Below are 18,226 nucleotides of genomic sequence, written 5' to 3' on the forward strand. Positions count from 1 at the left end.
AGGGTTGACCTATTAGATTCAGTCAGGGGACTGAAGACCTTACTAGGCGGTTATTTCAGGTATTTCAACCTTATTTCATGCCTAAACGTTTCGCACAAATCCGTTGAGTATAGGCTACATATCAGGACAGGCACTCATGCAAAAGGGGAAATAAATAATCAGTTTTTAATAACCGGATTTAGTATTAGACCCATGATTGCAGACATTTTTGAAAATTTTCCTTTTTACGATGGTTTTCCTGAATTGAGATTCTCCCCCCTACTAAAGCAAGGGGGAAAAAAAATCAATTGGCACGCTGTTCAACCAACAGTTGGTAAGCATGATTAAAATCAGCCGTTGTAATGCGAATCTCAGCCGGGTCAGTCATTCCCTGATGGCGATAACGACGAATTGCCATCAGTGCCGCTTGGTTACATAATAACGCTAAATCTGCGCCATTCCAGCCTTCGGTTGCCTCGGCCCAATAGCCTAAATCCACATCCTGTAAAGGACGTTCATCATTATGAACCCCGAGAATTGCTAAACGACTAGAGGCATTCGGTAAATCAACTTTTAACTGTAAATCCAACCGTCCCGCTCGCAATAAGGCTGGATCTAACGCATCTGGGCGATTAGTGGCTCCAATCACTAAAATCGTTGCCCCCGTTTGCAACCCATCCAACTCCGTGAGGATTTGTCCCACAACCCGGTCACTCACTCCTGAATCCCCACTATAACGACCTCTTGCTGGTGCTAAAGTATCAATTTCATCAATAAAAACCACACAAGGTGCTGCCTGACGAGCTTTGGCAAACAACTCACGCACCGCTTGTTCACTCGCACCCACCCATTTACTCAAAAGCTCAGGTCCATTAATACTAATAAAATTAGCTCGCGCCTGAGATGCAACCGCTTTGGCCAATAAGGTTTTTCCCGTTCCGGGGGGACCCCAAAGTAAAATACCTTTGGGAGCTTGGGCTTTGGTTTGCGTATATAATTGAGGATGGAGTAATGCCCCTTCCACGGACTCCTGTAGGGTTTGTTTAATCTGTTCAAGTCCGCCAATATTGTCCCAGTCCACATGGGGAGATTCCACTTCCACAGACCGCAATACCGCCGGTTTAACTTCTTTAAGGGCTTGCAAAAAGTCGGCTTGGACCACCGTCATTGTTTCTGGAATTTGCGAGTCAATCGTAGGAACCTGGCGTCGCAAAGCACTATAGGCCGCTTTCTGGCAAACGGCTTTTAAATCTGACCCGACAAATCCCACCGCATTATCGGCAATCAGAGCTAAGGAAACCGATTCATCTAGGGGCATGGAACGGGTGAGAATATGGAGGATTTCTAAACGACCCGCCCGGTCAGGCACCCGAAAGAGGACTTCTCGGTCAAACCGTCCAGGGCGACGGAGGGCAGGGTCAAGATGGTCGGGACGGTTTGTCGCCGCTAGAACAATCACCCCTCGGCTTTGGGCAAAGCCATCCATTAAACCCAGCAATTGGGCTACCAGTCTTTTTTCTACTTCCCCTTCAACTTTACTGCGGTCGGGTGCCATGCTATCAATTTCGTCAATAAAAACGATACAAGGCGCATTCTTACTGGCTTTCTCAAAAATTCCCCGCAGTTTTTGCTCGGCTTCCCCATAATATTTGCTGATCACCTCTGGTCCGACTAAGGCAATATAGTTAACACCGAGTTCTTCGGCCAAAGCACGGGCGGTCAGGGTTTTACCGGTTCCAGGGGGCCCGACTAAGAGAACGCCGCGAGTGGGTTCAAGTCCTAACTTGGCCAACAAGTCAGGGCGTTTCAGAGGAATGGCAATTAGTTCCTTGAGTTCTTTGATCACTTCCGTCAAGCCACCAACATCTTTCAGAGAAGCTGTGGTCGGTCCTTCGGGCGGTGTCACAGTGTCTTCAACCCCTGAATCAGTGGGAGATGACCGATTGCGATTAACCTCAAAATCATCCCCAGCAGAATTGCTCGGACGAGAAACTCCCCCTGAACGGGGAATACCGCCAGAACGGGGGATGTTACTCAAGGGACGAGAGTTAAACTGCACTTCGGTTTTAATTTCCCCTTTTTCCAGTTTTTCCTCTAAGGTTTTAGCCAGTTCGACTAATTGCTCAAAGCCTTTGAATAGTTCTACCATAAAATTTCTCCTGAGTCAAGTGAAAGATGGGGACTGCAGCAATTCTCATTTTAAGGTTTCATGACATTAAAACCCTGGCACCTAGAGGGGTTAATAATTCTTAACGAGTCTCTAGATCGCTGAAACAACGCAAAATCGTTTCAAAATGAGAATTGCCGTGGGGACTGGGTGATAGATGGGGTTGAGAAGTCCGACTTGAGCAGACTAATTACCTTTAAAATAACAGATCTGCCGCGCCTTTTACCCGGGCTAGAGGTTCTACTGACCGGGGTAAACTGGGTAAGCGGATCAAAGTTTGCTCTGGGAATAAATCCCAATCAATTTCCTCATTAGCATGATAACGATTCTGCACGACATAACGTTGATAGACTCCCATTTTTTTCAAAGATGCTGTCAATCGCAGTTGTTCGGCAACTATAGCATCTTGGGCTTGCAAAACTCCAATAAATTCTGTATGTTGGGGGTCTTTTAGTTTTTTCTGGGCAGACATCACTTGTTGTCTTAAGGTTCGCAATCGTCCCATTAAATCTACACGCCCTAAGACATTTTGATACTTCATCCAAAGCTTAAAAATCCAACTTAACCAATCTCCTAAAGCCGTTGGCATTTCCAAAAATCGCAGGAGATGACCGGTAGGAGCCGTATCTAAAATAATCAAATCTTGTTGTTTCTGGTCTAATAAATCCATCACTGTTACTAGGGATAACATTTCATCAATTCCTGGCAGAGATTGAGCTACAATTTGTCGCCAAGCTTCCGGAGTATAAGCTAGTTTGATGTTTCCTTCTTCCTTACCTTCACCACTAATCATTTCTGCCAGTTCCCATAAATAATCATCTCGAAATTTTTCTAAAATGATATTAGCATCAACTTCTTGACCACTTAAATTAGCAGTTAATTGTGTGGATTGATGTCCTAACTTTGTCCCAAAGGCATCTCCCAAAGAATGCGCTGGATCAATAGAAATAATTCTAATTTTTTGATCGGGATGACGATTAGCTAACGCCCAACCAATGGCCGCAGCAACGGTGGTTTTTCCCACTCCCCCCTTGCCACCAATGATAATGAGTTGGCGTTTGTCGTCAATAAAATCACTAAAACTCGGCAGAATTTTTTGCGGCCATTGAATAGTAGGCGGGGGAGTAAATTCTACTTTTTCGATGATTTTAATTTGACTCATGATCTGATCTAATGCTTCACCTCCTAGGGGTTCTTTTGATTGTTGGGGCAGGGTGAAAATTGTCTCTTGACCTGGAATTTTTAGGAATTTATCCAGGAGTTGCTGTTGCTCACTATAGCGATCTAAATTTTGATTAGGATCCGTTAGAATGCGATTAATAAATAAGCTGCCGCAGGGAATATTTAAGTGATGCAAACTATTGAGTAATCGTTCGGTTTCTAATAAACTCATCGGTTCGGCAATTGCCACAATTAAACAAAGGGTAAAATCCCGATCTTGTAGGATTCGTTTGCCTTCGGTTAATTCTGCTTGTGTTTTGACTAAAAAGTCATCCACATCATCGGCATTGTAGGTTTTTGAAAAAGTTTGCGAAATAACACGATGTTTTTCTTGAAACAACTCTAAAGAATTTAAAATAATCTCTAAAAAGTCTTTAATTCCCAATAAATTCAAGGTATGACCAGAGGGAGCCATATCAACAACAATTCGATCTACAACATTGTCAATAAGTAATCGTTGAATTTCTAATAGACCCATAATTTCATCTAAACCTGGCCAGTCTAAATCCCAAACAGGAGTTAAATCTTCTCCTTCAACAAAACTGCCCCGTTCTACTAAAAGTTCTAAAAATTTTCCGTATTTTTCTTTAAATTCTAAGAGCAATTTTTCCGCATCTAATGCCCTAACTTTTAAGTTGGGTAAGTCTTTTACAGGTGATGCTTGATCGCTAACTTCTGTTTGCAATACATCCCCTAAAGAATGAGCAGGATCGGTTGAGATTAACAGGATTTGTTCCTCGGGAAATAATTTAGCCCAACGGCGAGCAAATCCACAGGAAAGGGTGGTTTTTCCCACTCCTCCTTTGCCACTAAACATAACTAAATGTCGAGTGTCATAACGACTTAGAGAGTTATTTACCAAGTTAAAGTTAGTCATAGAGAAATCAAGTTAAGTAAAGTGATAGGGGGGAGAAACTTGTCCTAATTGTAATTCCCAACGGGGGCAGGCTTTCTGCCAATGCAAGACTTGCTCGATTAGTAAAGGTTCTTCTTGAAGATTAACTAAAAGATAAATTCGTGATTCTGTCCCCGGAGCAGTAATAATCCTCGTTGATGGATAGCTTTGGGTGATTAAATTCACGAGATTTTGCCATTCTGAACCTTGCAAAGTATAAAAATCTTGTTGGGCTTCATAAAGCTGTTTTTTGGCTAAAAAATATTGTCTGCCCTTGCTTTCAGAAGAGAGTACAGGCTCCTCTGGCTTACGGGGAATACATTTTAAAAGATATTCTCCTTTTCCCTCAAGTTCTTCAATTTTTTCTTGATATTCTTGGCCATGAGAACAAAGATGAGTCAGTAAATTTTCTGTCTCTAAAAAAGATGTGCCAAAACGTAAGGGTAAAATAGTGGTTTGTTGAAATAATTCACAGATGACTCGATCATGACATAAAACCGATTGAATCAAGCGTTCATCATCATTTTGTAAAGTGTCTAAACCAACTTCGGGTTCGACTACGGCCGATAGCTCTCCACCAGTTATCAGTAACAATGGGTTAGCCATTCCAACGGGTAATTTTAGGCTTTCTATGGGGGTTTTCAAAAAAGCGTAAGTATATAGATTGTACAATTTCATAGGGTTGACCGAAAGAAAATTGACGATTTTTTACAAGTTTTTATATTGGGGCGTTGATATGCTAGAATATTCTAAGTTATTCAGGGATTGTTATGACAACCACTCGTCCACCCAGACCAATTAGATCTAAAATTAGCACCATGCCTCGGAAACAATCTGAAGCAGATCACCAACTTGAGCTTTATAAGTTAATTACTGAAAAACAACGTATCCAAGAAAAATTAGAAATGATGGAGCGGCAGATTCAGCAATTAAAAAATCGTCTCACGTTTGTGACAGAGCAAATTGAGACTACAGAACAAAGTATTCAAAATTTGCGTACAGCCAACCCTCCTAGTGTAGCTAAAAAACCTGATTCCCCCAAAACTGTTGCTCACTCCTCTAATAATTCCAGTAATTTCCAAACTTTTTACCTAGAATATTAAGGCTTAACCAAGGGCTAGTTCTGACCAAGCTTCAACGAGTTCTTGAGCTTGTCAAATCCGCCCTTACTAAGCTTACAATTTGTGATTTTGTTCATGATCTATGTGGTGGGAAAGATTGCAAGTTTAGAGAGAAGATTCAGATTCGTTTTCTGCCTCTTCTTCTTCTAAGGTTTGAATTTTTAATAAAAGTTCTTCTTCCTGAATTTCAAACTCCTCCTCAGAAATGTTGCCCATATCGTAAGATAGTTGTAAGGATAATAACAATTTGTGCAAATTTTCCGCCTCATCATATTCTATATCTGCACGCTCTTGAATTTTCTCCCCAATCCAGATCAGACCCCCAATAGGACCGGTAACAGGAAGAAATAAAAGATCGAGAAACATAACTAATACTCTCCTTAGACAAGTTGGGCAAAGGTATAGGGTGCGGTTAAATTGTTATAGCGAATTCTTAGGCGATCACCAAACTGCTGATCGATCGCTTCAACGTTTTGGCTAAATTCCGGCTCTTGCTCCCAGGGAATTAAATAAGCTGCATTGTAAATCATGTCATCCGTCATCGGATCGCTTTCAATCACCTCTTGGGCGCGATGATTTAATTGGTCTCTAAAGACTTGAATAATGTCTTGTTTCCGTTGCAATACAGTGGCTTCAATGAGTTGACCTATATGAATAATTTCTTCCATATTTAAGTTTTTCCCCATCATCGCATCCCGTTCTTGCTTTAACTTCGGATTAGACTCCAAAGCCGCTTGTAATTCCCACTGATTATCCCAAAAAATCTTAATGCTAACCTCTCGTTGGCCTGACAGTTTAGCAAATAATTCTTTCAGTTGGGTTTTATAGGGACTAATTAATTGTTCGGTGACGGATTCCCAGGTTTTGATAACTAAGCCAAACCGCAGGGGCAACAACGTTGTAAACCCTGCTTCCATGACAGTTTCTAATACTTTTTCATGGCAAATTAAATAGCGACGGGATGCCAAATACTTCTCTTTATGAGCAGCGGAGTAGAGAAAACTAAAACCCTCAATCATCTCACTGTGAACTGGCTCATTATCAATCCCTTGCAAAACGAGTCCGTCAGGAACTGGTTCGGGAAATATTCCATATAAATAAAGACCCACTGTCATCAGTATTCTCCCAAATTAAACCGGCTGAGAAGTTAAAACCAAACGAAGCTTTAGATGAATTAAATCTAGTTGAGCTAAACCCAGATCAACATTTCCTTCCACAACAACCCCTGTATTGAGGAGTCGATCCACTAATTCTAACACAGAAGGCTTAATACCCTCCTCTCCCGGGTAATAACTCCCTGCTTCCGGTAAAAGAGTTCCAAACTCTCCTAGGTGGACATTTAACTCTTCTGGCTCAACCTCAAAAATTTCACACAAATAGAGAATTTGTTCTTGCAATTTTTGGATACTTTCTGCGGCTCTATCTAAATCAGACTCACTGAGAACCCCTTTTTCCATCCGGCGAATGATTTGGGCTTCGAGCAATTGGCGTACCAGTTCCACGACAGTTAACAGTAAAGGGGCTAAACCAGCTTGGCTATTACTTTCTGGACGGGTCAGCAAGGCTTGATTATCAGAATCGTAAGGTGTGCAAGCAAGTGTCATGGTTGGAGTTGGTAAATGAGCAGTTTTTGACGGTGAGTCTCTAGTGGGAGGCTTGGCCAAGAAATTTTATCTGAGGGAAAAAATGATGTAATTAAACAATTTCAACCTTCCCCTGCCCTGTGAAGATTCCAGGGACGAATTTCTCCGACAGGAGGAATGTGCTTGATTATTTTAACTGGTATCATGGCCCTCGATTGCCCCCGATTAGGGTAGGGATTTTAAGGCTTAAAGTTTAGCTGCCGGGGTTTCTGTTAATAAGGCTTGGGATTGGCTATAGAGATAGGAGTCGCTTGCCCACCCATTAATTGCCATCTCCCTTGCTCTATCAACAGAGGCAATCGTTAACTGCTGTAAACTTCTTGACCGTTTGAGGATTCAATTGAGGAATTTCAATATATATGAGGAATGTGATTGATCGTTGGGACTGCCATCACGTCTCTCCACTACACTCCATTTGGTTAAGGATTTTAAGGTTTGAAGTCGGCGTGAAAGTTCCAGGTTTTCTGCGAATAAAGCTTGGCCTTGGCTAGGGAGGTAGGGATAACCTTGCAAGCTGTTAATCGCAGTTTCCCTGGCCTTATCCAGGGGGGCAATCGTCTCGTGTAAATTTCCTAACCTTTGAGGATTCAGGTGAGGAATTTCACGCATCTGAGGAATGTGCTTCATCGTTCGGACTGGTATCATGGCTCTCTATTGCACTCAATTGGCTTAAGGATTTTAGGGTTTCAAGCTCAGTTTCCAGGGTTTGGAGTCGGAGCGAAAGTTCCCGATTTTCTGCTAGTAAAGCTTGGGATTGGCTATGGAGGTAGGGGTCTCCTTCCCACCAGTTGATCCCCATTTCCCTGGCTTTATCAACAGAGGCAATTAACAAACGAATGCGGATATTTATAAGTTCAGTGGAGGCGATCGAAACGGAAATATCGCCGGCAATCACAATTCCTTTATCTAAAACTCGTTCGAGTATATCCGCTAAACTCGAACCTTGAGTTGCTGTTTTTAGGGAGTTGTTTGACTGGTTTTTGAGCGAGCCAGCAAAAGTGGAAGAAGTCACGGTTGGTTTCACTCAATAAGAGTATAAAATTAGTCTTTTCGCTGGGGCAAGTTGCCTCGCAGTAAAGATTGAATGGCTTTTAACGACTGATTTCCTGTCGAAGGCTCAGGAGTTGACGCTTGGGCATCGGAAGGCTCCTCTTCCTCTAGAAAGGATAAGGATTCTAACGGATTGTCCTCGAGGATTTCCCATAAAATCGCTCTTGACTTATCAACAGATAAATTTGTGCGTGACAAAAGAACATCGGCGCAGATATCACGGAAGTCCGAGTCAGCGGAGTTGGCCGCAATATCGTGAGAGGCGCAGACTTTAGCAATCATTAAACAGGAGCGCAAACCCGACGTTTTTTCAGTCGCAGTTTTCACACGAAAGGTTTTGACGAGGTTGACAATAAATAAAGCATCTTCTCGACCAATCCCCGTTTTTTGAGCAAGAATTTCTGTCTGAGTTAGTTGGTCTGGTTCAGGCATATTGATAGTTACCAACCGATCCATTAAAGCATCTTGGGTGGCATGAACCCCACAGTATTCTTCTGGGTTGGAGGTGAAAATTGCCCGAAACTGAGAATTGACTTGTAGGTAATCGGGTTGATGGCTAGTGGGCGGCAGGGTGAGAATTTTTTCTTCCAAGGCAGAGAGTAAAACGTTGTTGACCTCAGGTCGAGAACGATTGAACTCATCATAAACTAGGGTAAACCCCTCGCGACAGGCCATTGTTAAGCGAGAATCCACCCAATTGTGTTTTAGCTCGTCTTCAACTTTGAGAACGCTGTGGATATAGTTATCCATCAGTTTTTTATGGGTGTAGCCAGACTGACTACCAATTAAATCGGAACTGGTAAAGTCATCATCGCCAAAGATTAGCATCACAGGTCTGGCTAAACAATTGGCCAAGTGCATTGCCAAGGTGGTTTTTCCCGTTCCTGCTGGGCCACATAGATGAATGGAAAAACCAGAGTTTAGATAACGTAAGGCGCGGGTGGCAATTTGATCAATCGAAGGCGTAACAACAAATTGACCGGGGCGGAGGCTGAGGACGGCTCTTCTTGTTTGAGTTTCAGTAACTGTCATAGTTGAAATCTAGTAAATACCATTGATAATCCCCGCCTGAAGCGTACGGGTATTCTTGAGCTAACAACTGCTGGTTCAGGTTTCCCCTTAATAACCGAGTAGGCGAGGACGCTTGTGTTACCCGAATTTTACGGCAAGTTTAATCGTCTTTGGCTTTTAAGGCTTACCTCATAATAATATCACAAAAAATTAGGAACTGTCATCAATTAGATCTAGAACCTTGATTCTGAAGGTATTTCAGGATATTCATTAGTCAAGGGAATAAAATTCTTGTCTAGATTACTTTTCAAGACTTAAACAATGACAAGCCCAGATGCAGTCCTTTTCCCTTACCTCCTTTGTCAATAAAAGACTAATAATGACAACATTAGCTATAAACTAAGTGAAGTTTTATAATACTTCTTAATTTACCAGAGCCCTAGAGCAGCCTGAAGAGGAACCCACCAATCCTACGTTGAGTCTAGAAACTTGAAAAGGCAGGACTGGCTAGGTTTAAAACCAAAGGCTTATTGTTGTATTTTCAGATAGTCCTCTAGTTTAGCCAGGAAAAGGGACTAGAGGGTTTTTACTCTAGCCCTAGGCTTAAGTGGGTTGTAATTAACCTAGAGATTTATTTGCCAAAAACGTAGATAGACAACTCTTGACGAAATTGACGCAAATCGTCTTTTAGCTGTTTCGCTTCCGCTAAACGTCGTTCTTGAAATTGACTCAAATCATCCTTCACCTGTTTAGCTCGATCTAGATGAAGTTGGCGTAAGTCGTCCTCTAGCTGTTTCGCTGCCGCTAAACGCTGTTCTTGGAATTGACTTAAATCCTCTTTCAGCTGTTTAGCTCGATCTAGATGCTGTTGACGTAAGTCGTTTGCCAACTGTTTCGCTTCAGCTAAACGTTGTTCTTGGAATTGACTTAAATCGTCCTTTAGCTGTTTGGCTCGATCTAGACGCTGTTGCCGTAAGTCGTTGTCTAGCTGTTTCGCTGCCGCTAAACGTTGTTCTTGAAATTGACGTAAATCCTCTTTTTGCTTTTCCGCTTGAGCTAAACGCTGTTTTTGGGTAGCTGTTAAAAACAAGTGGCTTTCCTGTTGAACTTTTTGGAAAGACTGACGCAAGGCAGTTGCCTGTTCTTGCGCTTGTTTTTGTCTTTCAGTTTTAACATCCGACAAAAAAGCTTGGACTTCTTGCGAGAGTTTAGCTACCTCTCCAGCAATCGATAAACGCTCCTGGCGGAACTGTTCCATGAGAGCAGGCATGGGGTTGTCCTCAATTACTAAATACTATGGAATGGATTAGACCCAATCACCCGCTAGGAAAACCTTCACGGGGACTGGGGGGAGAGACAGTAGAGTCCGACTTTTCTTATCACCCCAAAGTTGAGATAGTGAACTACCCTATCAATTATAGACTATTGCGCCCCAAGAGAGGGGTAACTAAACTCAATAGGGATTAAAGAAAAGCCGAGAATCTAGAAAACCTGGTCGGGTTTTAACTGAGCAGATAGGAGAATCTGGGATCAATCCCTAAGCAGGAACCGCCGCCGATTGAGTCAGACCAACTGCTTCAGCATATTTGAGGTAGGTTTCAACCGAAGCGATGACTACACGAGCTTCAATTGCTAATAATTCGATTCCGACGAGAGATACGCGAGCCCAAGCATCAATAACGATACCTTTGTCAAGGATGCGATCAATAACTTCAGCTAAGCTAGAGGAAGAGTTGGTTTTTTCGACTGCCATGGTAATAGACCTTTTTGTTAGTTGTATAGAGAGTGTACAGTGCTGATCCAAAAGTTGAGATAGGGAGCTACCCCATCTCAAGGGGCGTGGCCTCACTACCTAAAGAATGGCTTTCCATTGCGCTATTGCGAAAAATAGAGAGGCTCACATTCTGGCGATAGGCGGTAAACCTAGCTACAAGGGTCAAAATCACGGTCACAAAAATAATTTGTCTGAGTCTAGCTTTGTTCTAGCTATCCGTTGCCGTGCCAACCCTATTAACATAGACTATTGCGCCCCAAGAGAGGGGTAACTGAACTCAATAGAAATTAAAGAAAACCCAAGAACCTGCAAAACCCGGTCGGGTTTTAACTGAGAAGATGGGAGAATCTGGGAGCAATCCTTAAGCAGGAACCGCCGCAGATTGGGTCAGACCAACTGCTTCAGCATATTTGAGGTAGGTTTCAACAGAAGCGATAACTACACGAGCTTCAATCGCTAATAATTCGATTCCGACGAGAGATACGCGAGCCCAAGCATCAATAACGATACCTTTGTCAAGGATACGATCGATAACTTCAGCCAAGCTAGAGGAAGAGTTAGTTTTTTCAACTGCCATGGTAGTAGACCTTTTTGTTTGTATAGAGAGTGTACAGCGCTGATCCAAAAGTTGAGATGGCGAACTACCCAAGACCAAGGGGCGCAGCTTCCTACCCAAATAATTGCTTTCTATTCCGAAAAATAGTGAGTCTCACACTCTGGTGATTGGGGGTAAACCTAGCTACAAGGGACAAAATCACGGTTACAAAAACAATTTGTCTGCGTCTAGCTTTGTCTTCGCTATCCGTTGCCGTGCCGACCCTATAAATTATAGACTATTGCGCCCCAAGACAGGGGTAACTAAACTCAACAGGGATTAAAGAAAAGCCGAGAATCTGGAAAAACCACTAGGGTTTTAACTCAGCCGATGGGAGAATCTGGGTTCAGTCCTTAAGCAGGAACCGCCGCAGATTGAGTCAGACCAACGGCTTCAGCATATTTGAGGTAGGTTTCAACCGAAGCGATAACTACACGAGCTTCAATCGCTAATAATTCGATTCCCACCAGAGAGACGCGAGCCCAGGCATCAATAACGATACCTTTGTCAAGGATACGATCAATAACTTCAGCCAAGCTAGAGGAAGAGTTAGTTTTTTCAACTGCCATGGTAATAGACCTTTTTGTTGTTTTCATAGAAGGTGTACAGTGCTGAAATCATGGAGGATCCAGAAATCCATTTTGTTTTTCTGCCTTCATCACTTCCGCAATTTTAAAGATAACACCTTGTTTTGTTGTTGTCAATACCTAATTTCGATTTTTTTTGTTAAGAAGTGTGTAGGGATTTCTCATTTTTTTTGTTAAGAAGTGTGTAGGGATTTCTCAGATAAGTCGGATACATTAGACCTATTGCATAATTTTTTTATGGTACGATGGACGGTTTTGCTTTTTTCTCGATTTTTAGATTGAATTAGATTGAAGTTGAAAAGAGAATAAAATGTGATCTTATAAATTTGGTACAATTTTTACTTGACAAAAATTTCTGGTTGTGGTTCTGTAGTATTGATGGAGGCTTAATGCTTTGCCTTGCTGTGCATTGTTGTCATGGATAAAATAAGCTAAACGGCGCTTAACCTGCATGATCCAACAGCTATAACCCTTTTGGAGTCTATATCGGTGATCCGAAGTAAAAGCCGTTCAGCTTACCAAGCAGCGCCAAAGTGATTCTCCATTTTTTTAGAGAAAGATAGACTCTCTCTCACCAACAGAGAAATCCTTGGTCGAAAGGTATTATTAAGTCTTTACAATGGGATTAGTTTGACCAGTTTCTTTTCCTACCGCTCGATGACGTTTACTCGGAATTACTGTCTTATATGACTTCCAAAAATCAGTGTAAGTAACAGCACATTGTCGGTAAACACCGGGTAAACTGGCCCCAAAGTTTTTTGGCTGATTGGCGACTCCTATCTCCGCGCATAGCCGCCAATAATTTCCCCTGTCTTTCTATCAATTAACCGCCAAATATAAACCTTTATCGTCTTAAAAAAAACCAATGACTACATTTCATCACACTCTATGACTAATTTGCCTTTTGATTTTTCTGGGTGGTGATTCGGTAGTGGTGATGGAGCCTTAATGCTTTGCTTTGCTGTGGATTGTAGTCATGGATAAAATACCAAAGGACTCCCCAAGGTGATTCTCCATTTTTTTAGAGAAAGATAGGCTCTCTCTCACCAGCAGAGAAATCCTTGGTCGAAAGGTATTATTAAGTCTTCCAAGGGGATTACTTTGACCAGTTTCTTGGCTCTACCTCTCGATGACGTTTACTCGGAATTACTGTCTTATAGGACTCCCAAAAATGAGTGTAAGTAACAGCACATTGTCGGTAAACACCGGGTAAACTTGGCCAAGGTTTTTTAGCTGATTGGCGGCTCCTATATCCTAAATGACCACCAATAAGTTCCCTTGTCTTTCTATCAATTAACCGCCAAATATAGACCTTTATCGTCTTAGAAAAAACAAAAGGGCACATCTCATCACATTCTATGAGCAATTTACCTTTTGGTTTGTCCGAAACCTTTACTTGACGGGGTACAGCCGCTAGTTTATTGTTGACATAATTTTGTAAACATGACCAATTTACCCCTGTTACTCTGGCAATTCCTCGTCAGGAAATTCGTTCGAGCAAGAGTTGATCGATTAATTGTCTTGGTATCGGGAGAGATAGTTTTATTAGTGGGATTGATCACAAACGGTTGACCACATTCTTGACAGTGACGTTTGGGTTTCCCCTTAGGAATATAACCGTTCTTAATAGTATGGTGAGAACCACAACTAGGACAAGTAAATACAGGCAAACCAGTGGGGGGATTTTGCTCCGTGCTAGGCTGATATTTGAGCAGGTCCTCCACGAGCCATAAAGAGATACTTATCAGAAAAGTCATGATCAAGCTAGAGGTTTAAGGATTGATTTGAGCCAATTATTTTTATTGATAAACTGACGGTTCGCTCATTTTCCACATATGGTGTTTTTGGATTAAGCCACCCACTGCCTGTACTGGCGTAAGTTGAACTAATTCGACTTCGGGTAGGTTTTATCCGTTGTCAAAACACCATCTATAGTGATCTGCGAGCCGAGAGTAATAAGTATATTACACAGTTCATACCGAATAAGCAACATGGTAAGGTAAACACATCTTAACAACCCTTGACAAAATGAACCTCGTGTGATTTGCTTACCCAGAGGGCGATCCAGGCATACTTGAGTAGAATTTCTCATCTCAACTGTTAAACAAAAATCGACTAAATGTTAAGATTTCGTAACTATTTTGATTGACTGGTATCACTTGAAATGCCCACACGTATCACAAAATTAGCCGATTGTCAATAGCTTTTGAGATGCGATACCCCCCCTTGCCTACCCGAATTCGGGTGGGCAAGGGGGGGGTGGTAGAATGCCTGCCAGGACTATTGAAAATTGGTATTAGCTATTTTTTCGGGGACTCTGGCCACTATTTTCAGAGATTGCTGTAATGCGGATTTGTTGACATCCGTTTAGGTGGATTGACGGGCCAGAAATTGTCTTTGATAGTCTAAAAACTCGCCATGCCATTCCGCAAAACGCCGCTCCCCATCTTTGACTAAAAATTGGCGGTAGGCTTCCGAGGAAATCCAAGGCTTTGTTGGACGTTGTTGGGCAGAACGAGCTTGGTATTCAGCCGTTGATTGACGGCATTGGTTGTGATAATTTTGGTGCCATTCGCGATAGCGCCGTTCTCCATCCCGCACGAGGGCTTGGCGATAGGCTTCTGAAGATAGACTCATGGTGTTACTCCTTTTCAAATCCCTTGATGGCTTGGCCAGAATTATAACACAATGCGTGAACTAGCCAGTGCTGACCTCTCGTCAAGGTACGATATGGGCCCTTACCCTCAGGGGCAAGGTTTCTTTGCTATCTCAACTGCTGCATTTTGTCCCGCTTTGCGTTGCTACCCTTTAACCAAATGGCTCTTCGGTTTGTGTTATGCAATGGACGGGGGTTATAAGGGATGTAACCCTTATATAGAAAGGCATTTAGCGATTTTTGTCAATTATTTCTTATCTAGAGCGAACTAATCAATTAAGTCTCTTGCCAGATAAGGATTTAGTCGATTTATGCCCCCCTATCGAACCATACCAAGTAACGAAGAACCAACCAAATTTAGTACCACCAGCAAAGAAATTAGTAAAAGCTGTTTATAGGTGTCTTAAACCTTGTGGCCAAGGACTACAGCTAACCTCATTCAAGAAGTCTAATTCTTCTTGTTTTTTCTCCTCGGTTAACATTGAAGAAGTTTGACTGTATCCTACTCTTTCTTGTCTTTCATACCCAGCTTGTGTTCTGACATAGAGAGCTTTATTGTCAACTAATCTTACACAGCCCAAGGTGTGCCGCAATAGCGACTCTTGTTCGGGTGTTGGGTAAAATCGAAACTAATAGGCTTTCTCCATGCCTCACATTCTAGCATATATAGTGTAAATGCGCTAGTATTTAAATTAAAGCCCACCTGAAATGGCGGGGTTTCAGACCAAAATTTTCGATGATGTTGTTTAATTTGATCCTAACCTATTGTAGGTAAAATATACACTTTAGTTATTAATCTGGTAATTTTTTTGTCCTGGGGAGCCTGATTGAGCAAAGAAATGCTATATTTCTATTAGCACCGTTGCCAAAATCTCTGGAGAGTTGGGTTACTAATATGGTTAAAATTATCGGTCGTCAATCCTTGGGAAGAAAACCCGTTTACGATATTGGTGTGGAGAAAGATCATAATTTTTTGCTGGGCAACGGGTTAATTGCTTCCAATTGTTTTAATAAATCTCACTCTACCGCTTATGCTTACGTCACCTATCAAACCGCTTATTTAAAAGCTAATTATCCTGTGGAATATATGACAGCGTTACTAACTGCTAGTAGCGATAATCAGGATAAGGTGGAAAAGTATCGAGAAAACTGTCAGAAAATGAATATCGATGTCGAACCTCCCGACATCAATCGATCGCAAAAACATTTTACCCCGATTGGACGCAAAATTCTCTTTGGTTTGTCCGCAGTTAGAAATCTGGGCGAAAATGCGATCGAGGCTATTTTAAAAGCCCGGGAAGCAACAGGAGGAAAGTTTACTTCCTTAGGGGATTTTTGCGAACGTGTTGATTTGCGATTGGTCAACAAAAGAGCTTTAGAAACGCTAATTTATTGTGGTGCTTTTGATAAAATTCAACCTAATCGCCATCAATTAATTGAAGATTTAGAATTAGTAGTTGCTTGGGCGCAAAAACGCACCAAAGAGAAAGAAAGTGGTCAAATGAATATTTTTGATATGCTAGGAGGTAACACAGAAAATAAACAAGAATCCGAGTTTGAACAGTCTCCCAGTGCCACCGCAGTAGAAGATTTTTCCCTACAGGAAAAGTTAAAACTGGAAAAAGAACATTTAGGTTTTTATGTTTCCGAACATCCTTTAAAAGCTTTACAAAGAGCCGCTCAAGTCCTATCTCCTATCAATTTAGCTGACTTAGAAGAACACAAAACCAGAAAAAAAGTTAGTGCAATTGTCTTATTAAATGCCGTTAAGAAAATTATGACCAAAAAAGGGACTCCGATGGCATTTTTAACCCTAGAAGATGCCTCGGGACAATCGGAAGCGGTGGTGTTTTCTGATACCTACGAACGTCTGCAAAAATTATTAGTGGAGGAAGCAACTTTAATGGTGTGGGGAAAAGTTGATCGCCGAGATGATCGGGTACAATTAATTATCGAAGATGCGGAACCGATCGAAACCATTAAAATGGTGATGGTTAATTTATCGCTGCAAGATGTCGTCAACCAAAATCGTCAAAATCTTCTCAAAAGTATTCTGCAATCGGGAGACAAACAAAAGGCAAAAGTTCCCGTTATTGCCACCATTGGTGCGGGAACTCAGCGTCAATTTGTGCGTTTAGGACAAAACTATTGGGTAGAGGATGACAATTCGGTGCTAGAGTCTCTGAAAGTTGCGGGTTTTCTGGCTAATTCTGCACCTCTGATTAATCATTAAATGCTAACTGGCAATCACCCAAGAGCCATGGCTGCGCCAATATTGTTCCTGTAAAACCTTTTCGATTTCCGGTTTCGATAATAATTCTCTTTCGACCCACAAATCAAGACAAATATGGATTTTGATCACCTCTTTGACACTATTGCCACTCTTGTCCTCCATCATTCTCCTAGTGGGATGGAAACGGAAATCGATCGCTTTTTACTAGAACGCTTTCAAGAGTTAGGATTAGAAACATGGCAAGATCAAGCGGGAAATGTCATCGGCAAAATTAGAGGACGAGATTCGACCAAAAAAATTGCTATTACTGGTCATAAAGACGAAATTGGTGCTATTATCAAAGCAATTAATCCCGATGGTACTCTGCAAATTCGCCAACTTGGGGGAGCTTTTCCTTGGATTTACGGAGAGGGAGTGGTGGATATTATCGGTGATAGGGAAACCAGATCGGGAATTCTCTCCTTTGGTTCCCGTCATATTTCCCATCAATCTCCGCAAAAAGTACAGCAGGAAAACACTCCCGTCACCTGGGAATCCGCATGGATAGAGACGAAATTGACTCCAGAAGAATTAGACGCTTGCGGGGTGCGCGTCGGTAGTCGAGTCGTGGTGGGAAAACACCGAAAACAACCCTTGCGACTAAAAGACTACATTGCCAGTTATACCCTTGATAATAAGGCTTCCGTGGCGATTCTTTTAGCATTAGCGGCCAGAGTAATTAACCCCGCGGTGGATATATATCTGGTTGCCTCAGCTAAGGAGGAGGTAGGAGCATTAGGGGCCTTATTTTTTACCGCAAATAACCGCTTAGATGCTTTAATTGCCCTAGAAATCTGTCCCCTCGCTCCTGAATATCCGATTAAGGATGGCAGCACTCCTGTTTTATTGTCTCAGGATGGTTACGGTATCTATGATGAGGAATTAAATCAAGAATTAAGAATAGCGGCCGAAAAGGCGGGAATACCGCTGCAATTAGCCATTATTAGTGGTTTTGGTAGCGATGCCTCCATCGCCATGAAATTCGGTCATATAGCTAAGGCCGCTTGCTTAGGTTTTCCCACCCAAAACACCCACGGTTATGAAATCGCCCATTTAGGAGCCATAGCTAACTGCATTAGCATATTAGAAGTTTATTGTCAACTAATTTAGCTATTTTTCAGCAATTCCAAATTCAAACGGTAGTGTAGGATACAGAATTGATTTCGCTTCTGTCCCTCAAAATAGAGTGAACGAGTTGCCCATTGGGTTTTGCAGGAATGGAAGTCCAAGATTTGAGTTTTATAGGGATGCTGAG

At 42.0% G+C, this 18,226-nt stretch carries 17 protein-coding genes and 4 pseudogenes; 4 read left to right on the forward strand and 17 right to left on the reverse strand.

Annotation, left to right across the window (positions count from 1 at the left end; genetic code table 11):
• Positions 1–327 (forward strand): annotated as a pseudogene (locus PX482_RS13540) (hypothetical protein); the annotation flags it as partial.
• Here PX482_RS13540 and PX482_RS13545 read toward each other — a convergent pair.
• The 3 genes from PX482_RS13545 to PX482_RS13555 form a co-directional block, all read right to left on the reverse strand.
• Positions 284–2,128 (reverse strand): AAA family ATPase, encoded by a 1,845-nt coding sequence (locus PX482_RS13545; RefSeq protein WP_288023308.1) that lies wholly within the window; start codon positions 2,126–2,128, stop codon positions 284–286. The pseudogene PX482_RS13540 and the gene PX482_RS13545 sit on opposite strands and share 44 nt — an antisense overlap.
• Before the next feature lie 214 nt (positions 2,129–2,342).
• Positions 2,343–4,244, reverse strand: coding sequence for an ArsA family ATPase (locus tag PX482_RS13550; protein ID WP_288023306.1), 1,902 nt, complete (start codon positions 4,242–4,244; stop codon positions 2,343–2,345).
• A gap of 12 nt (positions 4,245–4,256) precedes the next feature.
• Complete coding sequence (locus tag PX482_RS13555) at positions 4,257–4,940, reverse strand: GvpL/GvpF family gas vesicle protein (RefSeq protein ID WP_002758519.1); 684 nt, start codon at positions 4,938–4,940, stop codon at positions 4,257–4,259.
• Positions 4,941–5,032: 92 nt separating this feature from the next.
• Here PX482_RS13555 and PX482_RS13560 point away from each other — a divergent pair, with 92 nt between their 5' ends.
• Positions 5,033–5,365, forward strand: coding sequence for a gas vesicle protein (locus PX482_RS13560; protein WP_002758520.1), 333 nt, complete (start codon positions 5,033–5,035; stop codon positions 5,363–5,365).
• 123 nt (positions 5,366–5,488) lie between these two features.
• Here the strand turns inward: PX482_RS13560 and PX482_RS13565 are convergent, their stop codons facing one another.
• The 14 genes and pseudogenes from PX482_RS13565 to PX482_RS13635 all read right to left on the reverse strand — a co-directional run.
• Entirely contained in the window at positions 5,489–5,749 is a 261-nt protein-coding gene (locus PX482_RS13565) for a gas vesicle protein GvpG (RefSeq protein ID WP_002758521.1), read from the reverse strand.
• Between the two features lie 14 nt (positions 5,750–5,763).
• Complete coding sequence (gene gvpF / locus PX482_RS13570; RefSeq protein ID WP_002796984.1) at positions 5,764–6,498, reverse strand: gas vesicle protein GvpF; 735 nt, start codon at positions 6,496–6,498, stop codon at positions 5,764–5,766.
• A 15-nt stretch (positions 6,499–6,513) separates the two neighbouring features.
• Complete coding sequence (locus PX482_RS13575; protein ID WP_002758523.1) at positions 6,514–6,987, reverse strand: gas vesicle protein K; 474 nt, start codon at positions 6,985–6,987, stop codon at positions 6,514–6,516.
• 375 nt (positions 6,988–7,362) lie between these two features.
• Positions 7,363–7,671, reverse strand: a complete 309-nt coding sequence (locus PX482_RS13580) for a hypothetical protein (protein ID WP_002773813.1) — start codon at positions 7,669–7,671, stop codon at positions 7,363–7,365.
• The gene (locus PX482_RS13585; RefSeq protein WP_288023303.1) at positions 7,628–8,038 is read right to left on the reverse strand and encodes a gas vesicle protein; all 411 of its coding nucleotides are present in this window, start codon (positions 8,036–8,038) and stop codon (positions 7,628–7,630) included. The genes PX482_RS13580 and PX482_RS13585 overlap by 44 nt, the downstream gene beginning before the upstream one ends.
• Before the next feature lie 29 nt (positions 8,039–8,067).
• Complete coding sequence (gvpN, locus tag PX482_RS13590) at positions 8,068–9,108, reverse strand: gas vesicle protein GvpN (protein WP_002758527.1); 1,041 nt, start codon at positions 9,106–9,108, stop codon at positions 8,068–8,070.
• 610 nt (positions 9,109–9,718) lie between these two features.
• Positions 9,719–10,357, reverse strand: coding sequence for a gas vesicle protein GvpC (gene gvpC, locus PX482_RS13595; protein WP_002758529.1), 639 nt, complete (start codon positions 10,355–10,357; stop codon positions 9,719–9,721).
• A gap of 267 nt (positions 10,358–10,624) precedes the next feature.
• Complete coding sequence (gene gvpA, locus PX482_RS13600) at positions 10,625–10,840, reverse strand: gas vesicle structural protein GvpA (RefSeq protein WP_002735503.1); 216 nt, start codon at positions 10,838–10,840, stop codon at positions 10,625–10,627.
• Between the two features lie 382 nt (positions 10,841–11,222).
• The gene (gene gvpA, locus PX482_RS13605; protein ID WP_002735503.1) at positions 11,223–11,438 is read right to left on the reverse strand and encodes a gas vesicle structural protein GvpA; all 216 of its coding nucleotides are present in this window, start codon (positions 11,436–11,438) and stop codon (positions 11,223–11,225) included.
• Positions 11,439–11,809: 371 nt separating this feature from the next.
• Positions 11,810–12,052, reverse strand: coding sequence for a gas vesicle structural protein GvpA (gene gvpA / locus PX482_RS13610; RefSeq protein ID WP_425311603.1), 243 nt, complete (start codon positions 12,050–12,052; stop codon positions 11,810–11,812).
• 616 nt (positions 12,053–12,668) lie between these two features.
• A pseudogene (locus PX482_RS13615) lies at positions 12,669–12,957 on the reverse strand (IS1 family transposase); the annotation flags it as partial.
• A 182-nt stretch (positions 12,958–13,139) separates the two neighbouring features.
• Positions 13,140–13,800: pseudogene (locus PX482_RS13620) on the reverse strand (IS1/IS1595 family N-terminal zinc-binding domain-containing protein).
• 610 nt (positions 13,801–14,410) lie between these two features.
• A complete protein-coding gene (locus PX482_RS13625) occupies positions 14,411–14,680 on the reverse strand; it encodes a hypothetical protein (protein ID WP_288024978.1) in 270 nt (89 codons plus the stop codon).
• Positions 14,681–14,995: 315 nt separating this feature from the next.
• Positions 14,996–15,346 (reverse strand): annotated as a pseudogene (locus PX482_RS13635) (helix-turn-helix domain-containing protein); the annotation flags it as partial.
• 248 nt (positions 15,347–15,594) lie between these two features.
• Between PX482_RS13635 and PX482_RS13640 the strand changes: the two are divergent.
• Together PX482_RS13640 and PX482_RS13645 are read left to right on the forward strand one after the other, a co-directional pair.
• On the forward strand, positions 15,595–16,932 hold the full coding sequence (locus tag PX482_RS13640) for a helix-hairpin-helix domain-containing protein (RefSeq protein ID WP_002758537.1): 1,338 nt from the start codon (positions 15,595–15,597) through the stop codon (positions 16,930–16,932).
• Between the two features lie 114 nt (positions 16,933–17,046).
• Positions 17,047–18,081, forward strand: a complete 1,035-nt coding sequence (locus PX482_RS13645) for a M42 family metallopeptidase (RefSeq protein ID WP_002758539.1) — start codon at positions 17,047–17,049, stop codon at positions 18,079–18,081.
• The last annotated feature ends 145 nt before the right edge of the window (positions 18,082–18,226 follow it).

Origin of the sequence: Microcystis sp. M53602_WE12 (assembly GCF_030065455.1) — a bacterium.
In the GTDB taxonomy this organism is placed as follows: Bacteria; Cyanobacteriota; Cyanobacteriia; order Cyanobacteriales; family Microcystaceae; genus Microcystis; species Microcystis aeruginosa.

Excerpts from the sequence above, each read along its gene's own strand:
- PX482_RS13545 (WP_288023308.1), bottom strand. The coding sequence starts at position 2,128 with ATGGTAGAACTATTCAAAGGCTTTGAGCAATTAGTCGAACTGGCTAAA.
- PX482_RS13550 (WP_288023306.1), bottom strand. The coding sequence starts at position 4,244 with ATGACTAACTTTAACTTGGTAAATAACTCTCTAAGTCGTTATGACACT.
- PX482_RS13555 (WP_002758519.1), bottom strand. The coding sequence starts at position 4,940 with ATGAAATTGTACAATCTATATACTTACGCTTTTTTGAAAACCCCCATA.
- PX482_RS13560 (WP_002758520.1), top strand. The coding sequence starts at position 5,033 with ATGACAACCACTCGTCCACCCAGACCAATTAGATCTAAAATTAGCACC.
- PX482_RS13565 (WP_002758521.1), bottom strand. The coding sequence starts at position 5,749 with ATGTTTCTCGATCTTTTATTTCTTCCTGTTACCGGTCCTATTGGGGGT.
- gvpF (WP_002796984.1), bottom strand. The coding sequence starts at position 6,498 with ATGACAGTGGGTCTTTATTTATATGGAATATTTCCCGAACCAGTTCCT.
- PX482_RS13575 (WP_002758523.1), bottom strand. The coding sequence starts at position 6,987 with ATGACACTTGCTTGCACACCTTACGATTCTGATAATCAAGCCTTGCTG.
- PX482_RS13580 (WP_002773813.1), bottom strand. The coding sequence starts at position 7,671 with ATGATACCAGTCCGAACGATGAAGCACATTCCTCAGATGCGTGAAATT.
- gvpN (WP_002758527.1), bottom strand. The coding sequence starts at position 9,108 with ATGACAGTTACTGAAACTCAAACAAGAAGAGCCGTCCTCAGCCTCCGC.
- gvpC (WP_002758529.1), bottom strand. The coding sequence starts at position 10,357 with ATGCCTGCTCTCATGGAACAGTTCCGCCAGGAGCGTTTATCGATTGCT.
- gvpA (WP_002735503.1), bottom strand. The coding sequence starts at position 10,840 with ATGGCAGTCGAAAAAACCAACTCTTCCTCTAGCTTAGCTGAAGTTATT.
- gvpA (WP_002735503.1), bottom strand. The coding sequence starts at position 11,438 with ATGGCAGTTGAAAAAACTAACTCTTCCTCTAGCTTGGCTGAAGTTATC.
- gvpA (WP_425311603.1), bottom strand. The coding sequence starts at position 12,052 with ATGAAAACAACAAAAAGGTCTATTACCATGGCAGTTGAAAAAACTAAC.
- PX482_RS13625 (WP_288024978.1), bottom strand. The coding sequence starts at position 14,680 with ATGAGTCTATCTTCAGAAGCCTATCGCCAAGCCCTCGTGCGGGATGGA.
- PX482_RS13640 (WP_002758537.1), top strand. The coding sequence starts at position 15,595 with ATGGTTAAAATTATCGGTCGTCAATCCTTGGGAAGAAAACCCGTTTAC.
- PX482_RS13645 (WP_002758539.1), top strand. The coding sequence starts at position 17,047 with ATGGATTTTGATCACCTCTTTGACACTATTGCCACTCTTGTCCTCCAT.